Source organism: Microbacterium sp. CFBP 8801, assembly GCF_014839455.1.
In the GTDB taxonomy this organism is placed as follows: domain Bacteria; phylum Actinomycetota; class Actinomycetes; order Actinomycetales; family Microbacteriaceae; genus Microbacterium.
Map to the genome: position 1 here is coordinate 204253 of NZ_JACYNU010000004.1, position 19735 is coordinate 223987.

General features: G+C 71.9%; 16 protein-coding genes. 5 read left to right on the top strand and 11 right to left on the bottom strand.

Annotated features, from left to right (window positions below):
* From IFR11_RS07175 to IFR11_RS07190, 4 genes are all read left to right on the top strand, one after another.
* The coding region (locus tag IFR11_RS07175) for a substrate-binding domain-containing protein (protein ID WP_199771190.1) at positions 1-1127 on the top strand (1127 nt) is incomplete at its 5' end.
* Between the two features lie 64 nt (positions 1128-1191).
* Positions 1192-2547: a sensor histidine kinase gene (locus tag IFR11_RS07180; protein ID WP_055839772.1), complete on the top strand. Its 1356-nt coding sequence runs from the start codon at positions 1192-1194 to the stop codon at positions 2545-2547.
* On the top strand, positions 2535-3200 hold the full coding sequence (locus IFR11_RS07185) for a LuxR C-terminal-related transcriptional regulator (RefSeq protein ID WP_191915701.1): 666 nt from the start codon (positions 2535-2537) through the stop codon (positions 3198-3200). The genes IFR11_RS07180 and IFR11_RS07185 overlap by 13 nt, the downstream gene beginning before the upstream one ends.
* The gene (locus IFR11_RS07190; RefSeq protein ID WP_191915702.1) at positions 3197-4030 is read left to right on the top strand and encodes a DUF2807 domain-containing protein; all 834 of its coding nucleotides are present in this window, start codon (positions 3197-3199) and stop codon (positions 4028-4030) included. Before IFR11_RS07185 ends, IFR11_RS07190 begins: the two co-directional genes overlap by 4 nt.
* Positions 4031-4091: 61 nt before the next feature.
* Here IFR11_RS07190 and IFR11_RS07195 read toward each other — a convergent pair whose 3' ends face one another.
* Positions 4092-4946, bottom strand: coding sequence for a DMT family transporter (locus IFR11_RS07195; RefSeq protein ID WP_191915703.1), 855 nt, complete (start codon positions 4944-4946; stop codon positions 4092-4094).
* 39 nt (positions 4947-4985) lie between these two features.
* Here IFR11_RS07195 and IFR11_RS07200 point away from each other — a divergent pair, with 39 nt between their 5' ends.
* Complete coding sequence (locus tag IFR11_RS07200) at positions 4986-5477, top strand: MarR family winged helix-turn-helix transcriptional regulator (protein WP_055937877.1); 492 nt, start codon at positions 4986-4988, stop codon at positions 5475-5477.
* A gap of 50 nt (positions 5478-5527) precedes the next feature.
* Here IFR11_RS07200 and IFR11_RS07205 read toward each other — a convergent pair whose 3' ends face one another.
* From IFR11_RS07205 to IFR11_RS07250, 10 genes are all read right to left on the bottom strand, one after another.
* A complete protein-coding gene (locus tag IFR11_RS07205; protein WP_191915704.1) occupies positions 5528-9715 on the bottom strand; it encodes a DUF3418 domain-containing protein in 4188 nt (1395 codons plus the stop codon).
* 77 nt (positions 9716-9792) lie between these two features.
* Positions 9793-10980 carry a glycoside hydrolase family 3 N-terminal domain-containing protein gene (locus tag IFR11_RS07210; RefSeq protein WP_055839765.1) on the bottom strand — a complete coding sequence of 396 codons (1188 nt, stop codon included), beginning with the start codon at positions 10978-10980 and terminating at the stop codon, positions 9793-9795.
* Between the two features lie 31 nt (positions 10981-11011).
* Complete coding sequence (locus IFR11_RS07215; RefSeq protein WP_055839762.1) at positions 11012-12250, bottom strand: LCP family protein; 1239 nt, start codon at positions 12248-12250, stop codon at positions 11012-11014.
* 148 nt (positions 12251-12398) lie between these two features.
* On the bottom strand, positions 12399-13571 hold the full coding sequence (locus tag IFR11_RS07220) for an ABC transporter substrate-binding protein (RefSeq protein WP_191915705.1): 1173 nt from the start codon (positions 13569-13571) through the stop codon (positions 12399-12401).
* 68 nt (positions 13572-13639) lie between these two features.
* The gene (locus IFR11_RS07225; RefSeq protein WP_191915706.1) at positions 13640-14422 is read right to left on the bottom strand and encodes an ABC transporter permease; all 783 of its coding nucleotides are present in this window, start codon (positions 14420-14422) and stop codon (positions 13640-13642) included.
* Positions 14423-14531: 109 nt separating this feature from the next.
* On the bottom strand, positions 14532-15338 hold the full coding sequence (locus IFR11_RS07230) for an ABC transporter ATP-binding protein (RefSeq protein WP_191915707.1): 807 nt from the start codon (positions 15336-15338) through the stop codon (positions 14532-14534).
* The gene (locus IFR11_RS07235; protein ID WP_342030262.1) at positions 15335-16309 is read right to left on the bottom strand and encodes an ABC transporter permease; all 975 of its coding nucleotides are present in this window, start codon (positions 16307-16309) and stop codon (positions 15335-15337) included. Before IFR11_RS07235 ends, IFR11_RS07230 begins: the two co-directional genes overlap by 4 nt.
* Positions 16306-17334: a TIGR03842 family LLM class F420-dependent oxidoreductase gene (locus tag IFR11_RS07240; RefSeq protein WP_055839749.1), complete on the bottom strand. Its 1029-nt coding sequence runs from the start codon at positions 17332-17334 to the stop codon at positions 16306-16308. Before IFR11_RS07240 ends, IFR11_RS07235 begins: the two co-directional genes overlap by 4 nt.
* Positions 17335-17344: 10 nt before the next feature.
* Positions 17345-18781: a dihydropyrimidinase gene (gene hydA / locus IFR11_RS07245; RefSeq protein WP_070409633.1), complete on the bottom strand. Its 1437-nt coding sequence runs from the start codon at positions 18779-18781 to the stop codon at positions 17345-17347.
* A 1-nt stretch (position 18782) separates the two neighbouring features.
* A complete protein-coding gene (locus IFR11_RS07250) occupies positions 18783-19631 on the bottom strand; it encodes a nitrilase-related carbon-nitrogen hydrolase (protein ID WP_055839742.1) in 849 nt (282 codons plus the stop codon).
* Positions 19632-19735: the final 104 nt, after the last annotated feature.

The window sequence follows — 19735 nt, forward strand, 5'->3', positions numbered from 1 at the left end:
CCACGACCGCGCGCACCACGGGGACGAGCGACGGTGCCGGGGTGATCGGTATCGCTCTTCCCTCGCCCGCCGACGCCGAGTGGATGCGGGCCGGCGACGCCCTGTCCGCGGCTCTGCGCGACCGCGGCTATCGCGTCGACCTGCAGTTCGCGGCCGACGACGCCCGCACGCAGGTCGCTCAGGTGCAGAACATGCGCACGAAGGGTGCGGATGCCGTGATCGTGGCGCCCCTGCCGGGCGACGTCTCCGCGGCGGCGCCCCCGTCCGAGGGGGCTGACCCCGTCGTGCTCTTCGGGCGGACCTCCACCGCCTACGTGGTCGCCTTCACCGCGGTCGTCGAGCCGGAGGAGCTGGGTCGCGCGCAGGCCGAGGCTCTGCTCGCGGAGCTGTCCGAGGCGACCCCGGATGCCGGGTCCGACGCCGGGGCGACGATCGAGCCCGACGCCGGCTCCGACCCGGACGAGAGCACCGGGCCCGACGCGGGGATGAGCCCCGACGATTCCGCTCCGGTCGTCGCGCCCGCCCGAGTCGCGGTGCTCGCGGCGACGGCCGACGACGCGTGGGAACGGCGTCGGTACGACGCTGCCGTGGCGACCCTTGCTCCGGCCGCCGCCGACGAGCGTCTCACCCTCGTGGCGGGGGCGACGTGGGACGAGGCGGCGGTCGCCGACGATCCCCTCGACGTCGCCGACGCGGCCGAGGACCGTGCTCGCGCGCTCGGCCGCTCCGACCCGGCCCCCACCGCACTGCTGGCCCTGGGCGACGCCGTCACGCGCGGGGTCGTGACCGCGGTGACCACCGACCCGCCGGTCGACGACGACGCCTCGCCGTCTCCCACCCCCGTTCCCTCGTCGACGGCTGCTCCTGCGCCGGCCCCGCTCGTGGTCGGTTCGGGCGCTGACACCGTCACGGCGCGGGCGCTCCACGACGGCGCGATCGCCGCGACCGTCTTCGCCGACCCGCGGGCCCTGGTACCGCCGACCGTCGACGCGATCGACGCCCTCCTGGCCCGCCGCGCGCCGGAGGCCGGCGTGACGAGCGGGTCGCCCGAGATCCTCCGGACCGACGACGTCGACACGGCCCTGGTCGATACCGGCTGGCTGCGCGCCGACGACCTTTCGGGATAACCCGAACGCGCACGGGGGCTGGCCGGGCGGTGCCCCCGCGGGGCTCACCCCTAGCGTGGAACCCATGACCACGGCATCCGTCCTTCCGCCTCCTCCGCCGGCGCCCTCGGGCACCGACCCCGCCGCGAGCACGACCGCGCCCGCGTCGGCACCCGCGGCCGTCACGGCTGCGCCGACCCCGCCGCGCATCCGCGTCGCCTCTCCCGGCCGGGTCGCCGGTGCCGCCGCGCACCTCGCCGCGCTCGGCCTCATCGGCCCCGCCGTCTTCAGCGCCCTGTTCGGCATGCTGGGCGCCGGTCTCGGACTGCTCGCCGCCCTCTTCGTCGGCGTCATCGTGCTCGTCGCCTTCGTCTACGTCCTCTTCGCCATCGCCTGGTTCGAGCGGGCGCGTCTCGACGGCCTCTACGGCTTCGGGCTGCCGCCGCTGCGTCCACGGCGGAGCCCCCGCCCCGGATTCGTCGGCGTCCTCGACACGATCTGGCTGCAGGCGAAAGACCCCGGGCAGTGGCGCGCGGTGGCCTCGTTCACCATCGCGACGCTGCTGGGAATCATCACGCTCGCCGTCGCCGGCCTCGCCGCCTGGGGCCTGGCGTTGATGATCAGCCCGATCTTCGGGTGGTCGAACACGCGGCTGCTCGGCTTCGTCCCCCTCGAGGGGGTCGCCGCCCCGCTCGTGGGACTCCTCGTCTTCGTGGCGTCGCTCGCCGCGATCGTCGGCCTGGCGGTGCTGCACGGGGTCATCGCCCGAGCCATCCTCGTCCCCTCCCGCGAGGCACAGCTCGAGGAGCAGGCACGGACGTCCGATACCCGCCGTGCCGGAGCCGTCCGCGCCGCCGAGGTGGAGCGCACGCGCATCGAACGCGACCTGCACGACGGCGTCCAGCCGCGCCTCGTCTCGATCGGCATGACGCTGGGCCTGGCCCAGACCAAGATCGACGACGACCCCGAGGCCGCGAAGGCGCTCGTCGCCGAAGCGCACGCCTCGACCAAGTCGGCCATCACCGAACTGCGCCAGCTCGCCCGCGGCATCCACGCCTCGGTGCTCGACGATCGCGGACTGGATGCCGCCCTCTCGGCGCTCGCCTCGCGCTCGCACATCCCGGTCACCCTCGACGTGCGCCTGTCGCGCCGCTGCAGCCGTCCGGCCGAGGCGGCCGTGTACTTCTCGATCGCCGAGGCGCTGACCAACGCCGCCAAGCACTCCCGGGCGACCGGATGCCGCGTGCACGTGCGCCTGCGCGAAGACGGGACCCTGTGGGCCCGGGTCGAGGACGACGGGCTGGGCGGTGCGCGCATCGTCCCCGGCGGGGGCCTGGACGGCATCGTCAACCGCGTCACCGCCGCCGGCGGCACGGCCCGCATCGACAGCCCCCAGGGCGGTCCGACGACGGTGGAGGTGAACGTACCGTGCGCATCCTGATCTGCGAAGACAGCGTGCTGCTGCGCGAGGGGCTCGTGCGCGTGCTCGCCGACGACGGCCACGAGGTGGTCGCCGCCCTCGCCGACGCCGACGGCCTCGAGGCCGCGGTCGCCGAGACCGCACCCGAACTCTGCATCCTCGACGTGCGGCTGCCGCCGACCTGGACCGACGAGGGCATCCGCGCCGCGATCGCGCTGAGGTCGCGGCATCCGGGACTCCCCGTGCTGGTGCTGTCGCAGTACGTCGAGGAGCAGTACGCCAGTGACCTCATCGCCGACGGGCAGGGGGCGCTCGGCTACCTGCTGAAGGATCGGGTCGCCGACGTGCGGGACTTCCTCGACGCGCTCGTCCGCATCGCCGGCGGGGCGACGGTGCTCGACCCCGAGGTCGTGGGGCAGCTGCTGGCGCGGCGTCGCCGCGACGAGCGGTTGCAGAGCCTCACCGAGCGCGAGCGTTCCGTGCTCGCCCTGATCGCCGAGGGACGCTCGAACCAGTCGATCGCGCAGGCGCTGTTCGTCTCGGAGGCCAGCGTCGAGAAGTACATCACCGCCATCTTCACCAAGCTCGGCCTCGAGCAGGGCGAGACGGGCAACCGCCGCGTCATCGCCGCCCTCGTCCACCTGGGCCACGACCACACTGGAGCTACCTCATGACCGTTCAGCCCCCGCTCGATCCCACCCCGCCGGCCCCTCCCCGCCGCCGCGGCACGGCCCTCGCCGTCTCGATCGCGACGATCGTCGTGGGCGGATGCGTGCTCCTCGGCGCGGTCGTCGGCACGGGCGTGTCTGCGGCGGCGACCTTCCGCGACAGCGGCACCGCCGTCGACGCGGGCGAGACCTCGACGAACGGTCTCACCGACCTCGACGTGGAGGTGGCCGGTGGGGCGCTCACCATCGAGTACGGAGACGTCGCCGACGCCCGGCTCGACACGAGTGGGCGCGACTCGAGCGGGTGGACGTTCGAGCGCGACGGTGACACCCTGCGGGTGAGCTCGCCCCGGGCGGGACTCGTCGGATGGGCCGGCGACGCCACCTCGGCCACCCTGACCCTGCCCCGCACGTCGGCGACCACCGATCTCGACGCTCGCATCGACGTGGCCGGCGGCGCGCTCGATCTCGACATCGACCTGGCGTCGCTGACCGTGGAACTGGCCGGAGGCACGGTCGATCTGTCGGGCAGCGCGCGCACCCTCGACGTCTCGGTGGCGGGTGGTGCCGCGTCGACGACGCTCACCGGGGTCGACACCGCGACGTTCGAGGTGGCCGGGGGAAACCTGTCCGCCACCCTCGACGGGGTCGCGCCCGCCCGCACCACGGTGAAGGTCACCGCGGGCTCGGCCGACGTCACCCTGCCCGACGACGCGTACGACGTGACGATCGACGGCGGCCTCGGCAACGTCGACAATCGCCTGCGCACCTCACCGTCGGCGACGTTGGTCGTTGACGTCGAGGCCGAGCTGGGGCAGGTGTCCCTGACGTCCTGAACCGCGTGAGTCGCCGGTATTCGTCGCCCCGCTCGGCTCGCGGGCGACGAACACCGGCGACTCACGCGCGGGTGCGGGCGGGGCGCGAGGCGGCGATGGCGGCCAGCACGAGGAGGATCCCGGCGATCTGCGCGACCGCGAGCGACTCGCCGCCGACCATGACGCCGAGCAGCACCCCGGTCACGGGATTGAGCAGTCCGATCAGTCCCACCGTGCCGGCGGGCAGGTGACGCAGGCCCGTGAAGTAGCAGACGAAGGCGAGCGCGGTCGCGACGACGGCGATGCCCGCGTAGGCCGCGATCCCCGCGGCGTCCACCCGGGGCGGTGCGCATTCGACGGCGACGGCCGCCACCGTCAGGGCCAGTCCGCCCGCGATCAGCTGCCACGAGGTGGTCGCGAGCAGCGGCACCTCGTCGCTCCAGCGCGTGGCCAGGATGCCGCCGAGCGAGAACACCAGCAGCGCGGTGGCCGAGATCACCACCCCGAGCGCCGGCACCACTCCGGTGCTCCAGCCCACCACGAGCACGACACCCACGACGCCGAGCAGGGTTCCCGCGGCCCAGCGCAGGGTCGGGCGCTGGCCGAGCAGGGGCCAGGCGAGACCCGCGAGGGTGAGTGGCGAGAGCGCCATCACCGACGAGGCGATCGAGGAGGGCAGCAGCTGCGCGGCGAGGTAGACGAGGACGAAGAACGCGCCGAAGTTGAGCAGCCCCAGCACCGGCGCCTTCCACCACCAGCTGCCGCGCGGCCGGCGGCGGGCGAGGGCCCACAGCAGCAGACCGGCGGGGAGGGCGCGGAGCGCCGCGCCCCAGAGCGGGGCATCGGCCGGCAGAAGATGTCGCGTGACCACGTAGGTCGCTCCCCAGGCGATGGGGGCGACCGCGGTGACGGCGACGAGACGCCATTTATCTTCCATGGAAGGCACTATAGCTTCCGCGGAAGATATAGTGGGGGCATGGATGCCGACCACGTCGACCGGATCGTCGAGCAATGGGCCGCCGAACGCCCCGACGTCGACGCCTCACCGATGCAGATCTTCGGGCGCCTCAGCCGCATCACCGATCACCTCGAGGCCGAGTTGCTCGGCGTCTTCCGACGCTTCGGTCTGGGCGAGGGTGAGTTCGACATCCTGGCCGCCCTGCGCCGAGGCGGCGAGCCCTACGCCTGCGCCCCGGGTGAGCTCGCGCGCCACACGATGGTGACCACCGGCGCGGTGACGAAACGCGTCGATCGGCTCCTGGCATCCGGTCTCGTGTCGCGCAGCGCGAGCGACGGCGACGGTCGCGGTCGCGTGGTCTCGCTCACCGCCGAGGGCCGCCGGGTGATCGACGAGGCCGTGGTCGCGCACGCGGCGAACGAGCAGCGCCTGCTCGCGTCGTTGACTCCCGCCCAGCGCCGCGCCCTGGAGTCGCTGCTGCGCGAGTGGGGGAGCGCTCTGGGCGTCTGAGCCCCCGTGCCTCCCGCGCCGCGGGCCGGGCCGGGTCGGGTCGGCGCGGACTAGGACTTCAGCGCTTTGGCGATGCGCTGGGGCGACACGGGCTCGGCCGTGCCGAGGCGCTGGGCGAAGAGACTCACGCGCAGCTCCTCGAGCAGCCAGCGGGTCTGCACGAGGTTCGCCGGCGCGTCCGCCGGGAGGGGCATGACACCCCCCGCCTCGACGAAACCGGCGGCGGTCCGTTCGTACTCGGTCATGCGCTGGCGGTCGCGGCCGGGGTTGTCCGACAGGGTCTTCACCCGGTCGAGAGCACCCGCGAGGTAACGCGGGTAGTGCTGCAGCCGGGGCAGGCCCGCGTGCGAGAGGAACCCCGAGAACAGCAGGCCCTTCAGCTGCCCCCGCACGTCGTTGAGGGCTCCGAGCAGGGTGATGGACGCGGCATCCTTCATCGCCCGCTCCACCTCGCGCTGGCCGAGCAGGATCCTCGCCGCGAGCGACACGGTCTGGAACGTGCGGTCCACCGACGCCGCCGAGAACGCGTCGCGCACCCGCTCGAAGTCGGCCCGGGTGCGCACCAGGCCCGAGGGGGTCTCGCGCCGCAGGATGTCGTCGGCCAGGGCCACGCGCGCGTCCTCGATCAACGCTTTCGCGTTCTGGTACGGGGATGCCGCGAGCGCGAGCTTCTCGTTCGCGGTGAGGTGATCGAGAACGTACGTCGCGGGGGAGGGCACGGCGAGCAGCATCAACCGGCGGATACCGGCGCGGGTGTTCCGCGCGGCGTCCTCGGGGGTCGCCTCGACGCGGAGTGCCACGCTGTCGCCCTCGTCGACGAGAGCCGGGTAGCCGCGCACGACCCCGCCGGCGACCGGCGTGTCGACGACCTCGGTCAGCTCGTCGAGGTCCCAGGTCGTGAGCTTCGCGCGCGAAGCGAACGCGGGCGAGGCCTCGGCGACGCGCGCCGACGCGCGGGTCGAGGGGCGCGCGATGGTCGACTCGACGCTCGAGCGCGCCTTGTCGGCCAGGCGGCGCTGCAGGGCGCCGAGGTCGCGGTCGCTGCCGATCGCGCGGCCGCGGGTGTCGACCGCGCGGAACGACACCATCAGGTGACCGGGGACGCGCTCGAGCTCGAAGTCGGCGGCGCTCACGCGCTGGTTGGCGACGCGCTGCACGAGCGCGGCGAGCGAGTCGACGAGCGTGGTGCGGGGCAGGCCGTTGGCCTGCTCGGGCCCCTTCTCCGCCAGCTCGGCGCTGAACTTCTCGGCCCAGTCGGCGGCCGGCACGACGTTGCGGCGGATGGTCTTGGGCAGGGCGCGCAGCAGCGCCGTGACGAGCTCGTCGCGCATGCCCGGCACCTGCCAGTCGAAGCCGTCGGGCCGCAGCTGCGCGAGCAACGGCAGGGGGACGACGACCGTCACGCCGTCGTCGGGGGCGCCGGGTTCGAAACGGTAGGCGAGGTTCAGCGTCTGGTCGCCCTGCTGCCACCGGGCGGGGAAAGCCCGGTCATCGCCCTGCGCGCGGTCGCCGGTGAGGTCGGATTCGCGCAGGTCGAGCAGGTGCGGCGTGCGGTTCGAGGCGTCTTTCCACCAGGACTCGAACGAGCGTACGTCGCTGACGTCGGCGGGGATCCGCGAGTTGTAGAACGCGAAGACCGCTTCGTCGCCGATGAGGATGTCGCGGCGGCGCTCGCGCTCCTCGATCTTCTCGAGCAGGCGGCGTTGTTCCTGGTTGCGACGCAGGAACGCGGTGAGCCGCTTGTCGAGCACCGAGGGGTCCCACTCGCCCTCGACGAGGGCGTGCCGCACGAACATCTCGCGCGCGAGCGGACGATCGAAGCGCGCGAGCTGCACCCGGCGTCGGCCGACGAGCTCGACCCCGAAGAGCGTCACCTTCTCGTAGGCCGCGGCGGCCCCGGCATCCTTCGACCAGTGCGGCTCGCTCAGCGACCGCTTCACCAGGTCGGGGGCGAGTTCCTCCGCCCACGCCGGGTCGACGGCGGCGACCGTGCGCGCGAACAGCCGCGAGGTCTCGACGAGCTCGGCGGCCATGACCGCCGACGGACGCCGCTTCTTCAGCCCGGAGCCCGGGAAGATCGCGAATCGCGCACCGCGCGCGCCGATGTACTCGCCCTTGGTGGGGCGGGCCTCTCCCGGTGCCTTGCGATCCTTGGCCTGCGCGACGGTGCGTGGATCCAGGATGCCGAGGTGCGACAGCAGCCCCGACAGGATGGCGCGGTGGATGGCATCGCCGGCGGCGTGGCCCTCGGGGGCGGAGGCGTCCTGCTGGGGGCCGCGGTGCGAACCTCGTCCCGATTCGTGTGAGCCGTGTCCCGAATCATGCGGCCTGGAGGGGTCTGAGACAGCCGAAAGTGGGACATGGTTCCGACCGCCGCGCCCGCGCCCGCCCTCACCGCCGCGCCCGCCGTCGCCGGAGCCGCGCTCGCCGCCCAACGATCGCAGCTGCCGGTGCACGTCGACCCACTCGCGCACGCGCACGTAGTTGAGGTGCTCGCTGCGGCAGAGGCGTCGGAAGGCGCTGGATCCGAGCTCGGCCTGCTTCTCCTGCAGGTACTCCCACAGGTTCAGCAGCGAGAGGAAGTCGCTGGTGGGGTCGGTGAAACGTGCGTGGAACCGGTCGGCCTCGTCGCGGCGCTCCTCGGGGCGCTCGCGCACGTCTTGGATCGACATGCCCGACACGATCGCCAGCACCTCGGATTGCACGTCGTTGCGGCGCGCCTCGATGAGCATGCGGGCGAAGCGGGGATCGATCGGCAGGCGCGAGATCTCGCGGCCGATCTCGGTCAGACGGGGCGTTCCCGACTCGCCGCGGGCGGGGAGCTTCACCGCGCCGAGCTCGACGAGCAGGTCGAACGCCGCCTTGACTCCCCGCGAATCGGGCGGGGTCAGGAACGGGAAGGCCTGGATGTCGCCGAAACCGAGCGAGAGCATCTGCAGGATGACGGATGCCAGGGAGGTGCGCAGGATCTCGGGTTCGGTGTACTTCGGACGCCGGGTGAAGTCCTCTTCGGAGTACAGGCGGATCGCGATGCCCGGCGACGTGCGTCCCGCGCGGCCCGAACGCTGCTGCGCCGAGGCCTGTGAGACGGCCTCGATCGGCAGGCGTTGGATCTTCGAGCGGTTGCTGTAGCGCGAGATGCGCGCGGTGCCGGTGTCGACGACGTACCGGATGCCGGGAACCGTGAGACTCGTCTCGGCGACGTTCGTGGCCAGGATGACGCGGCGGCGCACACCGGCGACGCTCGAACGCTCGAACACGCGGTGCTGTTCGGCGGCGGAGAGGCGTCCGTACAGCGGCAGCACCTCGGTGGGCGCGGCGCCGTTTCGGTACGCCCCGCGGATGGCATCCGCCGCATCGCGGATCTCGGCCTCGCCGGGGAAGAAGACGAGCACGTCGCCCGACGACTCCCGGTCGAGTTCGCGCAGAGCCGCCACCACGGCTCCGACCTCGTCGATGTCGTCGGCGTCGCGCCCGGGCTTGGCGGCGGGCCGGGCCGAACTCCTGACTTTCTGCGCGCCGGACGCCTCGCGGCGGCGGGATGACGCGGCGTCCGTGCCGTCGGCATCCCCATCCTCAGGAGTTTCGCCCGCACCCTCGACGATCTCGGCCCCACCGGCCGGTCGATAGCGGATCTCGACCGGATACGTGCGGCCCGACACCTCGATCACCGGCGCGAGAACCGGATCGCCGCCGGGCTCGGCCGGGGGAGCGGCGAAGTGGCGCGCGAAGCTCTCGGGGTCGATGGTGGCCGAGGTGACGATGACCTTGAGGTCGGGGCGCTTCGGCAGGATGCGGCGCAGGTACCCGAGCAGGAAGTCGATGTTCAGCGAGCGCTCGTGCGCCTCGTCGACGATGATCGTGTCGTAGCGGCGCAGCAGGCGGTCGCGGTGGATCTCGTTGAGCAGGATGCCGTCGGTCACCAGCGCGACGCGCGTGTCGGCCGACACCTTGTCGGTGAAGCGCACCTTGTACCCGACGGTGGAGCCCAGCGGCACCTGCATCTCTTCGGCGATGCGCTCGGCGATCGTGCGAGCGGCGATGCGGCGGGGCTGCGTGTGCGCGATCGAGGTGCGCCCGAGCTCGAGGCAGATCTTGGGCAGCTGCGTGGTCTTGCCCGAGCCCGTCGCCCCGGCCACGATCACGACCTGGTGGTCGCGGATGGCGCGCGCGATCTCGTCCCGCGCGGCGCTGACGGGCAGCTCGGGCGGGTAGACGATGACGGGTTCGACAGACACAGCCTTCGAGCCTATCGCGGTGTCCGCCGTCGGGTGCCGTGCCCCCCCCCCGGATGCGGGCGGAGCGCCGAGACCCGTCAGGGCATCGACGCCTTCTGCGCGAGGATGCGGGAGGCCGCGGCGTCCACCTTGGCCGCGAACGTGCTGTCGGCCTGCGCCCGGGCGAGCACCGCCTGTCGCATCTCGGGGTAGACCGACGAGTCGGCCGACACCAGCAGCAGGTCGATCCCCGCCTCGACGGCGAGGGTCGCCCGGTCGGCCGGCGACCACGCCTGCACCTGCTGGGCGGCCGAGAGGTCGTCGGTCGTCACGACGCCGTCGAACCCCACCGTGTCGCGCAGCACACCCACCACGGTGGGCGAGAAGGCGGCGGGGGCGTTGGGGTCGATCTTGGCGTAGACCGCGGTCGAGAGCATGACCACCGCGGGACCAGCGGGCAGCACGGTCGAGTACACGCCCACGTCGGCGCCGTCGGCGGTGACGAAGTCGTCGGTGACGCCGGCCGTGGTGTCGGTGTTCTCGCCCACGTGACCGAGGCCCGGGAAGTGCTTGAACGTCGGCAGCACGCCGCCGTCGCGCATCCCGTCGGCGAACGCCCCGGCCTTCGCGGCGACGGTGGCGCCGTCGTAGCCGTACTCGCGCGCGAGCTCGCCGATCGGGGGATTGGATGCCGCCGTCTCGGGGCTCGTGACGATGTCGGCGACGGGGGCGAGGTTCATGTTCACGCCCGCCTGCGCGAGCTGCGCGCCCCAGGTCGCCGCGTTCGCCCGCAGCGTGGCGTCGTCCTGCCCGCCCTGGTCGACGGCCGAGGGGATCTCGTCGAACCCCGGGCCCGAGAGCACCTGCACGGTCCCGCCCTCCTGATCGGTGGCGACCCACAGCTCGGGGTCGCCGGCGGCGACGGCCGAGGTGAATCCGCCGACGAGCGCGGCGGTCGCCTGCGTCCCGGCATCCGATCGTCCGTGCAGGAAGATCCCGCCGATGTGATCGTCGGTCACGGCGGCGAGGGTGGTCGGATCGGCTCCGTCGACCGAGGTGCCGACCATGAACATCTGACCCACCTTGTCTTCCAGGCTGAGAGCCGCCGCCGGGTCGGGCGTGGCTGTCGGCGTCGGTGTGACCGTCGGCGTCGGCGTCGGTGACGGGGATGCCGTCGGACTCGGCGCCGGAGCCGGTGGGGGCACGCAGCCGGTCAACGTCAGGGCGGTGAGCACGAGCAGGACCGCGGAGCGCGAGGCGTTCTTCACCCCTCGATCGTCTCCCATCGGGGACGCCCCCGTCTGCCCCGCCCGGGAATCAGCCGTTTCCGACGGAGCACGTGGACTGGTCGGCCTTCGACCCGCTGACGTTGCCCGGCAGCTCGACGACCTCCGGCGCCGGCGTCGCCGTCGTGGCATCCGGTGCCGGCGTCGTCTCGACGGGTGCCGGCTGCGGCTGCGACGGATCGATCTCGACGCCGCCGTTGGCTCCCGCCTCACCGGTGAGGGCGAGGGGAGCGTTCCGGGCGAGGGCGTCCCAGAGCACGGCCGCCGCCGCGTCGTCGGGGATCACGCGGTTGGTGTCGGACGGGTCGTCGACCACGGGGTACTGCACGAAGGTGACGTCGCCGAGGGGCACGTCTTTCAGCGTGTAGCCGAGCTGCGCGAGGCGCAGCGGGTCGGCGAGGCTCTCGCTCGGGGTGATGTTGTCGACGGCGGTGTTGGCCAGGCCGATCAAGGTCACCGGGTTCGAGAGCACCTCGTCGCTGCGCAGCTTGTTGAGAAGCCGCGAGAGGTACTGCTGCTGGTTGCCGATGCGCGCGAGGTCGCTGCCGTCGCCGATGCCCTTGCGGGTGCGCAGGAACGCCAGGGCGTCGTACCCCTTCACCACGCGCAGCCCGGGCTCCCACGCGATGCCCGCGTCGTAGTCGTCGATGCCGTCGCCGCCGATGCACACCTCGACCCCACCGACGGCGTCGGTGATGTTCACGACGTTGCCGAAGCTGACCTTCGCGGCGAACGGGATCGGCTGGCCCGACAGATCCGACACCGTGTCGGCGACGCAGGTCAGCCCGCCCGCTTCGTACGCGGTGTTGATCGAGGCCTTCCCGACGCCCGACGAGACCGAGCCGTCTTCGCGCGTGCAGTCCGGGATCGCGACCTGCAGGTCGCGGGGGAACGACACCACCGTCACGCGCCGCGGGTTCGTCGAGACGTGCACGAGCAGGTTGACGTCGTTGCGGTTGCCCTCGGCGCCGGGGTCGGTGCAGCGCTCGCCGAAGGCGTCTTTGACCTGATCGTCGCACTCGTCGGTGCCCACGACCAGGAGCGAGAACGGCTCGTCGTAGGTGCTGAGCGACGGAGCCTGAGAGGGCGGGTCGTTGAGGGGCACCGCGGCATCCTGAAGCCTCTGCGACAGCGACCACGCCGTGTAGCCGCCCACGACCAGCGCGGCCAGGACGACGACGGCGACGGTGAGGGCGATGATTCTGATCCACCGCCGACGAGGCGATGCCGGGCGGACCCGCGAGCGCTGGGCGGGGGGCGAGCTCTGCATCGGGTCAGTCAACCACGCTGACCCGCGCCCACCTGTGCGCGGCGCGTCGGGGCGAACCCGTGAGAACGGCCCGGCCGCGGGCGGGGCCGCACGCCGTCACGCACGCCGACGGGGCGACCGGTGACCCGGCCGCCCCGTCGGTGGGGTCCTACTGACCGCCCTCGGTGAGCGTCACCTCGATCGGCGTGTAGTCGCCGTCGACGGTGACCCCCTCGTCCTTCAGTTCCGACAGGGCCGCCTCGATGTACTCGTTGGAGTGGGCCGTGTCGGCGGGCTCGGTGGTGATGAGGTTCAGACCGTCCTGGTTGACGGCCTTCATCGCTCCGGCGACCGTCTTGTCCCAGGCTGCGGTGTCGATCATGCCGAAGTCGCCGCCGGTCCAGATGAGCTTGTTGACCTCGTTCATCTGCCACAGCTGGTGGGTGGGGCCCACGGGGAACGCGTCGACGCCCGGCGCGGTCGCGGCGGCGTACGTGATGTCCGCGGCCTCGGTGGGGTTGTCGCGGGCGTACACCCAGCCCTTGACGACGGCCTTGAGGAAGCGCTTCGCGGCGTCGGCGTAGGCGGGGTCGTCGGCCAGTCGCTGCGTGTCGGCCCAGAGGGCGTCCTGCAGCATGGCTCCGGCGGTGTCCTCGTACGAGATCACGTCGATGTCGTCCATCGTGTACAGCTTCCCGGTGGCGGGGTCGACCGTCTCGAGCAGCTGCGCGAGCTCGTTGTAGGTCATCGCCTGGGCGGCATCCACGTCCTTGTCGAGCAGGGCGTTCATCGAGAAGTCCTGCGTCGTGATCTGCACGGTCGAGGCGTCGAGGCCCTTGTCGGCCATCGCGGCGAAGATCTCCCACTCGTTGCCGAAGCCCCACGAGCCGATGCGCTTGCCCTCGAAGTCGTCGACGCTCGTGATGCCCGAGCCCTTCCACGACACCTGGGTGGTTCCCGACTTCTGGAACACCTGCGCGATGTCGGTGAGTTCGACCCCCTGGTTCTCCATCGTGCCGAGCACCTTCGGCACCCAGGCGACGGCGAAGTCGACATCGCCCGCGACGAGCGCGTCCTGCGGCACGATGTCGCCGCCCGAGGGCAGCACCTCGACGTCGTCGAAGCCCTCCTCCTGGAAGTAGCCCTGGTCGAGGGCGACGTAGTAGCCCGCGAACTGCGCCTGCGGCAGCCACTGCAGCTGCAGCTTCACCGAGGTCAGGGGCGCGAAGTCGCCCTCGGATGCCGCGGGTTCGGAGCCTCCGCCCGAACAGGCCGACAGTGTGAGGGCCGCGACGGCGACCCCGGCGACCGCGCCGAGGGCGCGACGGGTGCTGTGTCTCATGGATGGTCCTTCCGGTTCGGGTGGAGCGTGTCGTGGTGGTGCAGGCTCTGTCAGGACCGGGATGCCGGTCAGCCGGGCGGGCGTAGCGCGCCGAGGCGTCGCGCGACGACGCGTTCGAGCAGCGCGGTCACGGCGAAGAAGATGAGACCGATCGCGATACCGCCGCCCACGAACGCCCACGCCAGGGCCGCGCGGCCCGACTTGGCGTAGGTCGCGATGGCGGTGCCGATGCCGTCGGCGGGACCGCCGAAGTACTCGGCGACCAGGGCGGAGATGACGGCGAGCGATGCCGCGACCCGCACGCCCGTGAGCAGGTAGGGCAGCGCGGTGGGGAGGGTCAGACGCAGGAAGGTCTGTCCGCCGGTGGCGGCGGTCGCGCGGAACAGGTCGCGCTGCACGGGCCGGGTCTGGCGCAGGCCCCTCAGCGTGTTCACGAACACCGGCACGAACGCCGCGATCCCGGCCACGGCCTGCCGGCCGAACTGACTGGAGGCCCCGAACATCGTGTTGAGGATGGGGGTGAGCGCGACGATCGGCACCACCGCGAGGGCCGCGACCAGCGGGGCGGTCATGCCGTCGACCGGTCGCCAGGTTGCGGCGAGGGCGGCGATCAGCACGGCGACGACGGTTCCGGCGAGGAGCCCCACGAAGGCATTGGTGCCGGTGGTGCCGGCGGCCTCCCCCACCAGGGGGAAGCGCGCGACGAGCTCGGTCGCGACGGCGAACGGGTCGGGCAGCATGCGCGGCGCGCTGCCCGAGGCGACGAACGCGTACCAGGCGAGCAACCCCGCGAGACCCACGACGACGGGGGCGGCCAGGCGCGCCCAGCCCGGCAGGGGAGTGGCGTTCATCGACCACCTCCGGCGGGAAGCGAGGCCACGGCGCGCCGGGTCACGGCATCCGATGCGCTGATCGAGACCCCGGATGCCACGCACTTCCGCGCCATGAGCCGCACCCCGCTCATCGCTCGTTCGCCCGGTGGACGGGGGTGCCGTGCAACGCTTCGCGCACGGCGGTGACGCGGGCGAAGAACTCCGACGACTCGCGCAGGTCGTCGTCGCGCTCGCGGCCGGGGCGGGTGTCGATGACGTCGGTGATCCGTCCGGGTCGGGGGCTCATGACGACCACGCGGTCCGAGAGGAACACCGCCTCGGGGATGGAGTGCGTCACGAACACCACGGCGGCTCCGGTCTCTGCGGCGATGCGCGCGAGTTCGGACTGCAGCCGCTCGCGGGTCATCTCGTCGAGCGCGCCGAACGGCTCGTCCATCAGCAGCAGCCGGGGCTGCGCGGCGAGGGAGCGGGCGATGGCGACGCGCTGCTGCATGCCGCCGGAGAGCTGGTCGGGGTAGCGCCCGATGAAGTCGGTGAGCCCGACGAGTTCGGCGAGCTCCGTCACGCGGGCGTCGCGGCGGGCGCGGGGCCACTTGTGCAGGTCGAGAGGGAGAGCGATGTTCGCGGCCACCGTCAGCCACGGCAGCAGCGCCGCCTGCTGGAAGGCGATGCCGTAGTCCTGGTCGAGTCGCGCCTGGCGCGCCGACTTCCCGTACAGCGTCAGCTCGCCGCCGGTCGGACTGTCGAGGTCGGCGATGAGTCGCAGCAGCGTCGACTTGCCGCAGCCGGAGGGTCCGATCAGCGAGACGAACTCACCGGCGGCGACGGTGAGGTCGACGCCGGTGAGCGCGGTCACCTCGCCTCCGGCGCTGGGGAACACCTTGCCGACGCCCGCGGCGCGGACGGCGAGGTCGGTGGCGGTCTGAGCGGTCATGCGGTGTCCTCCCCGCGACGGAAGCGGTGTAGTGCGACGCCGACGAGGGCGACGCCGAGGGCGGCGACGAGTCCCATCACGACGGTGCCGAAGGTCGGGGCCCAGGGGGCCGCCGGGTCGGATGAGGCTTGGCCGGCGAGCTGGATGAGCATGCGCCCGATGCCGCCCCGCAGGCCGATCGAGACTTCGGCGACGACCGCGCCGACGACCGCCGACGCGGCGGCGAGGCGCAGCGCCGGCAGCAGGTGGGGAACGGCCGCGGGCAGCCGCAGGCGCACCAGCGTCTGCCACCACCCGGCGGAGCTCGCCCGCATGAGGTCGAGGTGCATCGCATCCGGGGCCGAGAGGCCTCGCAACATGCCGACGGCGACGGGGAAGAACGCCAGGTACGACGCGATCAGGGCCACCGAGAGCCACGGCGGCCAGGGAAATCCGGAGCGGTCGACCTGCGTGCCGATGGCGTTGACCACCGGAGCGAAGGCGATGAGCGGCACGATCTGGCTCACGACGATCCAGGGGAGCAGCCCCGCCTCGACGAGACGCCACCGCTGCATCGCCACGCCCAGGAGCGAGCCGACCACGACGCCGATCACCCAGCCGAGGGCGGCGAGGCCCAGCGTCATGCCGGCGGCTCCCGCGACCGACACGATCAGCGGCGGGGTGTTTCCTCCGCTCGTGGGCGCGAACATGCGCACCACCATGTCTCCCACGTGCGGCATGGCGCGATCGTGGCTGCGCGGCAGCAGGATGACGCCCGATCCGGCCGATCCGTCACTTCCGACGGTCACGCCGTCGGCGGGTCCGAGCAGCTTGTAGAGCTCCCACCCCGCCACGACCGCGGCGATCCCGAGCACTCCCCAGCCGACGCGGATCACCGTGGCGCGCCCGCGCGAGGAACGGCCGCCCCGCGGCATCCGCTCCTCGGGGACGACCGCGGTGGTCGTCCCCGGCGCGAGCACCTGGTCGGTCACCGCTTCGCCGTCACCGGGGGAGTGAGCGCCGGAATGACCGTCTCGCCGTAGACGCGCATCGTCTCCTCCTTGTTGTCGTGCTGGAGGTACCCGGCGAACTGCGTCACCCCGAGGGCGCGGAGCTTCTCGAGCTTGGCGATGTGCTCCTCGGCGGTGCCGAGCACGCAGAAGCGCTCCACGATCTCGTCGGGCACGAAGTCGACGTGGTCGTTGTTGCTCTTTCCGTGCGAGTTGTAGTCGTACCCGGTGCGCCCCGCGATGTAGTCGGTCAGCGCGGCGGGCACCGACGAGTCGCCGCCGTACTTCGCCACGATGTCGGCGACGTGGTTGCCGACCATGCCGCCGAACCAGCGGCACTGCTCGATCATGTGCGCGCGGGATTCGGGGGTGTCGTCTCCGATGTACATGGGGGCGGCGACGCAGAACGAGATCTCGTCGGGGTCGCGCCCGGCGTCTTCGGCCGCGCGGCGGACGGTGCGGATCATCCACTCGGCGATGTCGAGGTCGGCCAGCTGCAGGATGAAGCCGTCGCCCACCTCGCCGGTCAGCTTCAACGCGAGCGGTCCGTAGGCGGCGACCCACACCTCGAGCTCCGACCCGCGGCTCCAGGGGAACTGCAGCGTCGCGCCGTTGTACTCCACGGCGCGGGAGTTGCCGAGTTCGCGGATGACGTGGATCGACTCCCGGAGGGCCTTCAGCGTGGTGGGCCGACCGTTGGTCACGCGCACGGCGGAGTCGCCGCGGCCGATGCCGCAGATCGTGCGGTTGCCGTACATCTCGTTGAGGGTCGCGAAGGTGGAGGCCGTGACCGTCCAGTCGCGGGTGGCGGGGTTGGTCACGAACGGGCCGACGGTGACCCGGCGGGTGGCGGCGAGGATGGCGGAGTGGATGACGTACGGCTCCTGCCACAGCAGGTGCGAGTCGAAGGTCCACACGTGGCTGAAGCCGTGCGCCTCGGCCAGCTGAGACAGCTGCACCGTGCGGGCCGCGGGGGGATTGGTCTGCAGGACGACACCGAAATCCATGGGGTTCCTCTCAGACCAGGTACTGGCTCAGGCCGCGCTTGACGAATCGCCCGTCGCCGGGGGATCCGAGGTACGCGCCGTCGTCGACGACGACCTTGCCGCGCGAGATGACGGTGTCGACGTGGCCGTCGATCTCGTAGCCCTCCCACGCGGAGTGGTCCATGTTCATGTGATGGGTCTTGCCGACGCCGATCGAGGTGTGCCCGGCCGGGTCGTAGACGACGACGTCGGCGTCGGCACCGGGCGCGATGACGCCCTTCTTGCCGTACATACCGAACATGCGCGCGGGAGTGGTGCTGGTCAGCTCCACCCAGCGCTCGAGGGTGATCTGTCCCGTGACGACGCCCTGGTACATGAGGTCCATCCGGTGCTCGACCGAGCCGATGCCGTTGGGGATCGCGCGGAAGTCGCCCTGGCCGAGCGTCTTCTGGTCCTTCATGCAGAAGGGGCAGTGGTCGGTGGAGACCATCTGGATGTCGTTCGTCCGCAGCGCCTGCCACATGTGGTGCTGGTGGCCCTCGTCCTTCGAACGCAGGGGGGTGGAGCACACCCACTTGGCGCCCTCGAAGTCGCCCCACTGCTCGCTGTTCGCGCCGAGCTGGTCTTCGAGCGACAGGTAGAGGTACTGGGGGCACGTCTCGCCGAAGACGTTCTGGCCGTTGTCGCGCGCCCAGGCGAGCTGCTCCACCGCCTGCTTGGCGCTGACGTGCACGACGTACAGCGGCGCGCCGGTCAGGTGCGACAGCATGATGGCGCGGTGGGTCGCCTCTTCCTCCATCTGCCAGGCGCGGGCGACGCCGTGGAAGTACGGCGAGGTCTTGCCCTTGGCGATGAGCTGTTCGGCGAGCACGTCGATGACGGGACCGTTCTCGGCGTGCATCATCGTGAGCAGTCCGGTGTCGGCGGCGACCTGCATCGCCCGCAGGATCTGGGCGTCGTCGGCGTAGAAGACGCCGGGGTAGGCCATGAACATCTTGAAGCTCGAGATGCCCTCGTCGATCAGGCCCGGCAGTGCGGCGAGAGAGTCGGCATCCACTCCGCCCACGATCTGATGGAAGCCGTAGTCGATCGCGCAGTTGCCGGCGGCGAGTTCGTGCCAGTGCGCCAGGCCGTCCTGCACGCGCTCGCCGGCGCGCTGCACGGCGAAGTCGACGATGGTCGTCGTGCCGCCCCACGCGGCGGCGCGAGTGCCCGTCTCGAACGTGTCGGAGGCGCTCGTACCGCCGAAGGGCAGCTGCATGTGCGTGTGCGCGTCGATCCCGCCCGGGATGACGTACTTGCCGGTGGCGTCGATGACGGCGTCGACGGATGCCGCGAGGTCGTGGCCGAGCAGGGTCGACCCGGGTGACAGCACGGCGGCGATCGTCTCGCCGTCCAGGAGCACGTCGGCGGCGGTGCGCCCGGTCGCCGAGACCACCGTGCCGCCCGTGATCAGGGTGGTGGCCATGTCAGGCCTCCACGATCTCGCCGTAGGTGTCGGGACGACGGTCGCGGTAGAACTGCCAGTCGTCGCGCATCTGCTGAACGAGGTCCATGTCGAGGTCGCGGATGAGCAGCTCTTCGTGCTCGGCCGAGCCGATCGCGCCGACGTGGTTGCCGCGGGGGTCGATCACCTGGCTGCTGCCGTAGAACGACACCGCCTCGTCGCCGTACTCGTTGTCTTCGCGTCCGACGCGGTTGGGCTGCAGCACGAAGTAACCGTTGGCGACCGCGGCGCACGGCCCCTCGACCTCCCACAGGCGGTTCGACAGCCCGGGCTTGGTGGCGTTGGGGTTGAACACCATGTGGGCGCCGTTCAGGCCCAGCTCTCGCCAGCCCTCGGGGAAGTGGCGGTCGTAGCAGATGTACATGCCGACCTTGCCCACGGCGGTCTCGAACACGGGGTAGCCGAGGTTGCCGGGGCGGAAGTAGAACTTCTCCCAGAACTTCTCGAGGTGGGGGATGTGGTTCTTGCGGTAGCTGCCGAGCACGGTGCCGTCGGCGTCGACGAGCACGGAGGTGTTGTAGTACACCCCGGTCTGCGCCTCTTCGTAGATGGGGAGCACGCTGACCAGTCCCAGCTCCTTGGCCAGGGCGGCGAAGCGCTGCACGATCGGCCCGTCGACGGGCTCGGCGTAGCGGTAGTACTTCTGGTCCTGCGTGATGCCGAAGTAGGGACCGTAGAAGAGTTCCTGGAAGCACACGATCTCGGCGCCGCGGGCTGCGGCGTCGCGGGCGAACTGCTCGTGCTTGTCGAGCATCGATTCCTTGTCACCGGTCCACGTGGTCTGCGTGATGGCCGCTCGCACCGTCGTCATGGGTCCTCCTCGGTCTCTGCCCCGCCGGGGAGTGCGAGTGGTCGCATTCGTGCGGGTCGTTCTGTTACTGTCGCGCCTGAACATTTCCCGACGATTTCGTCGGG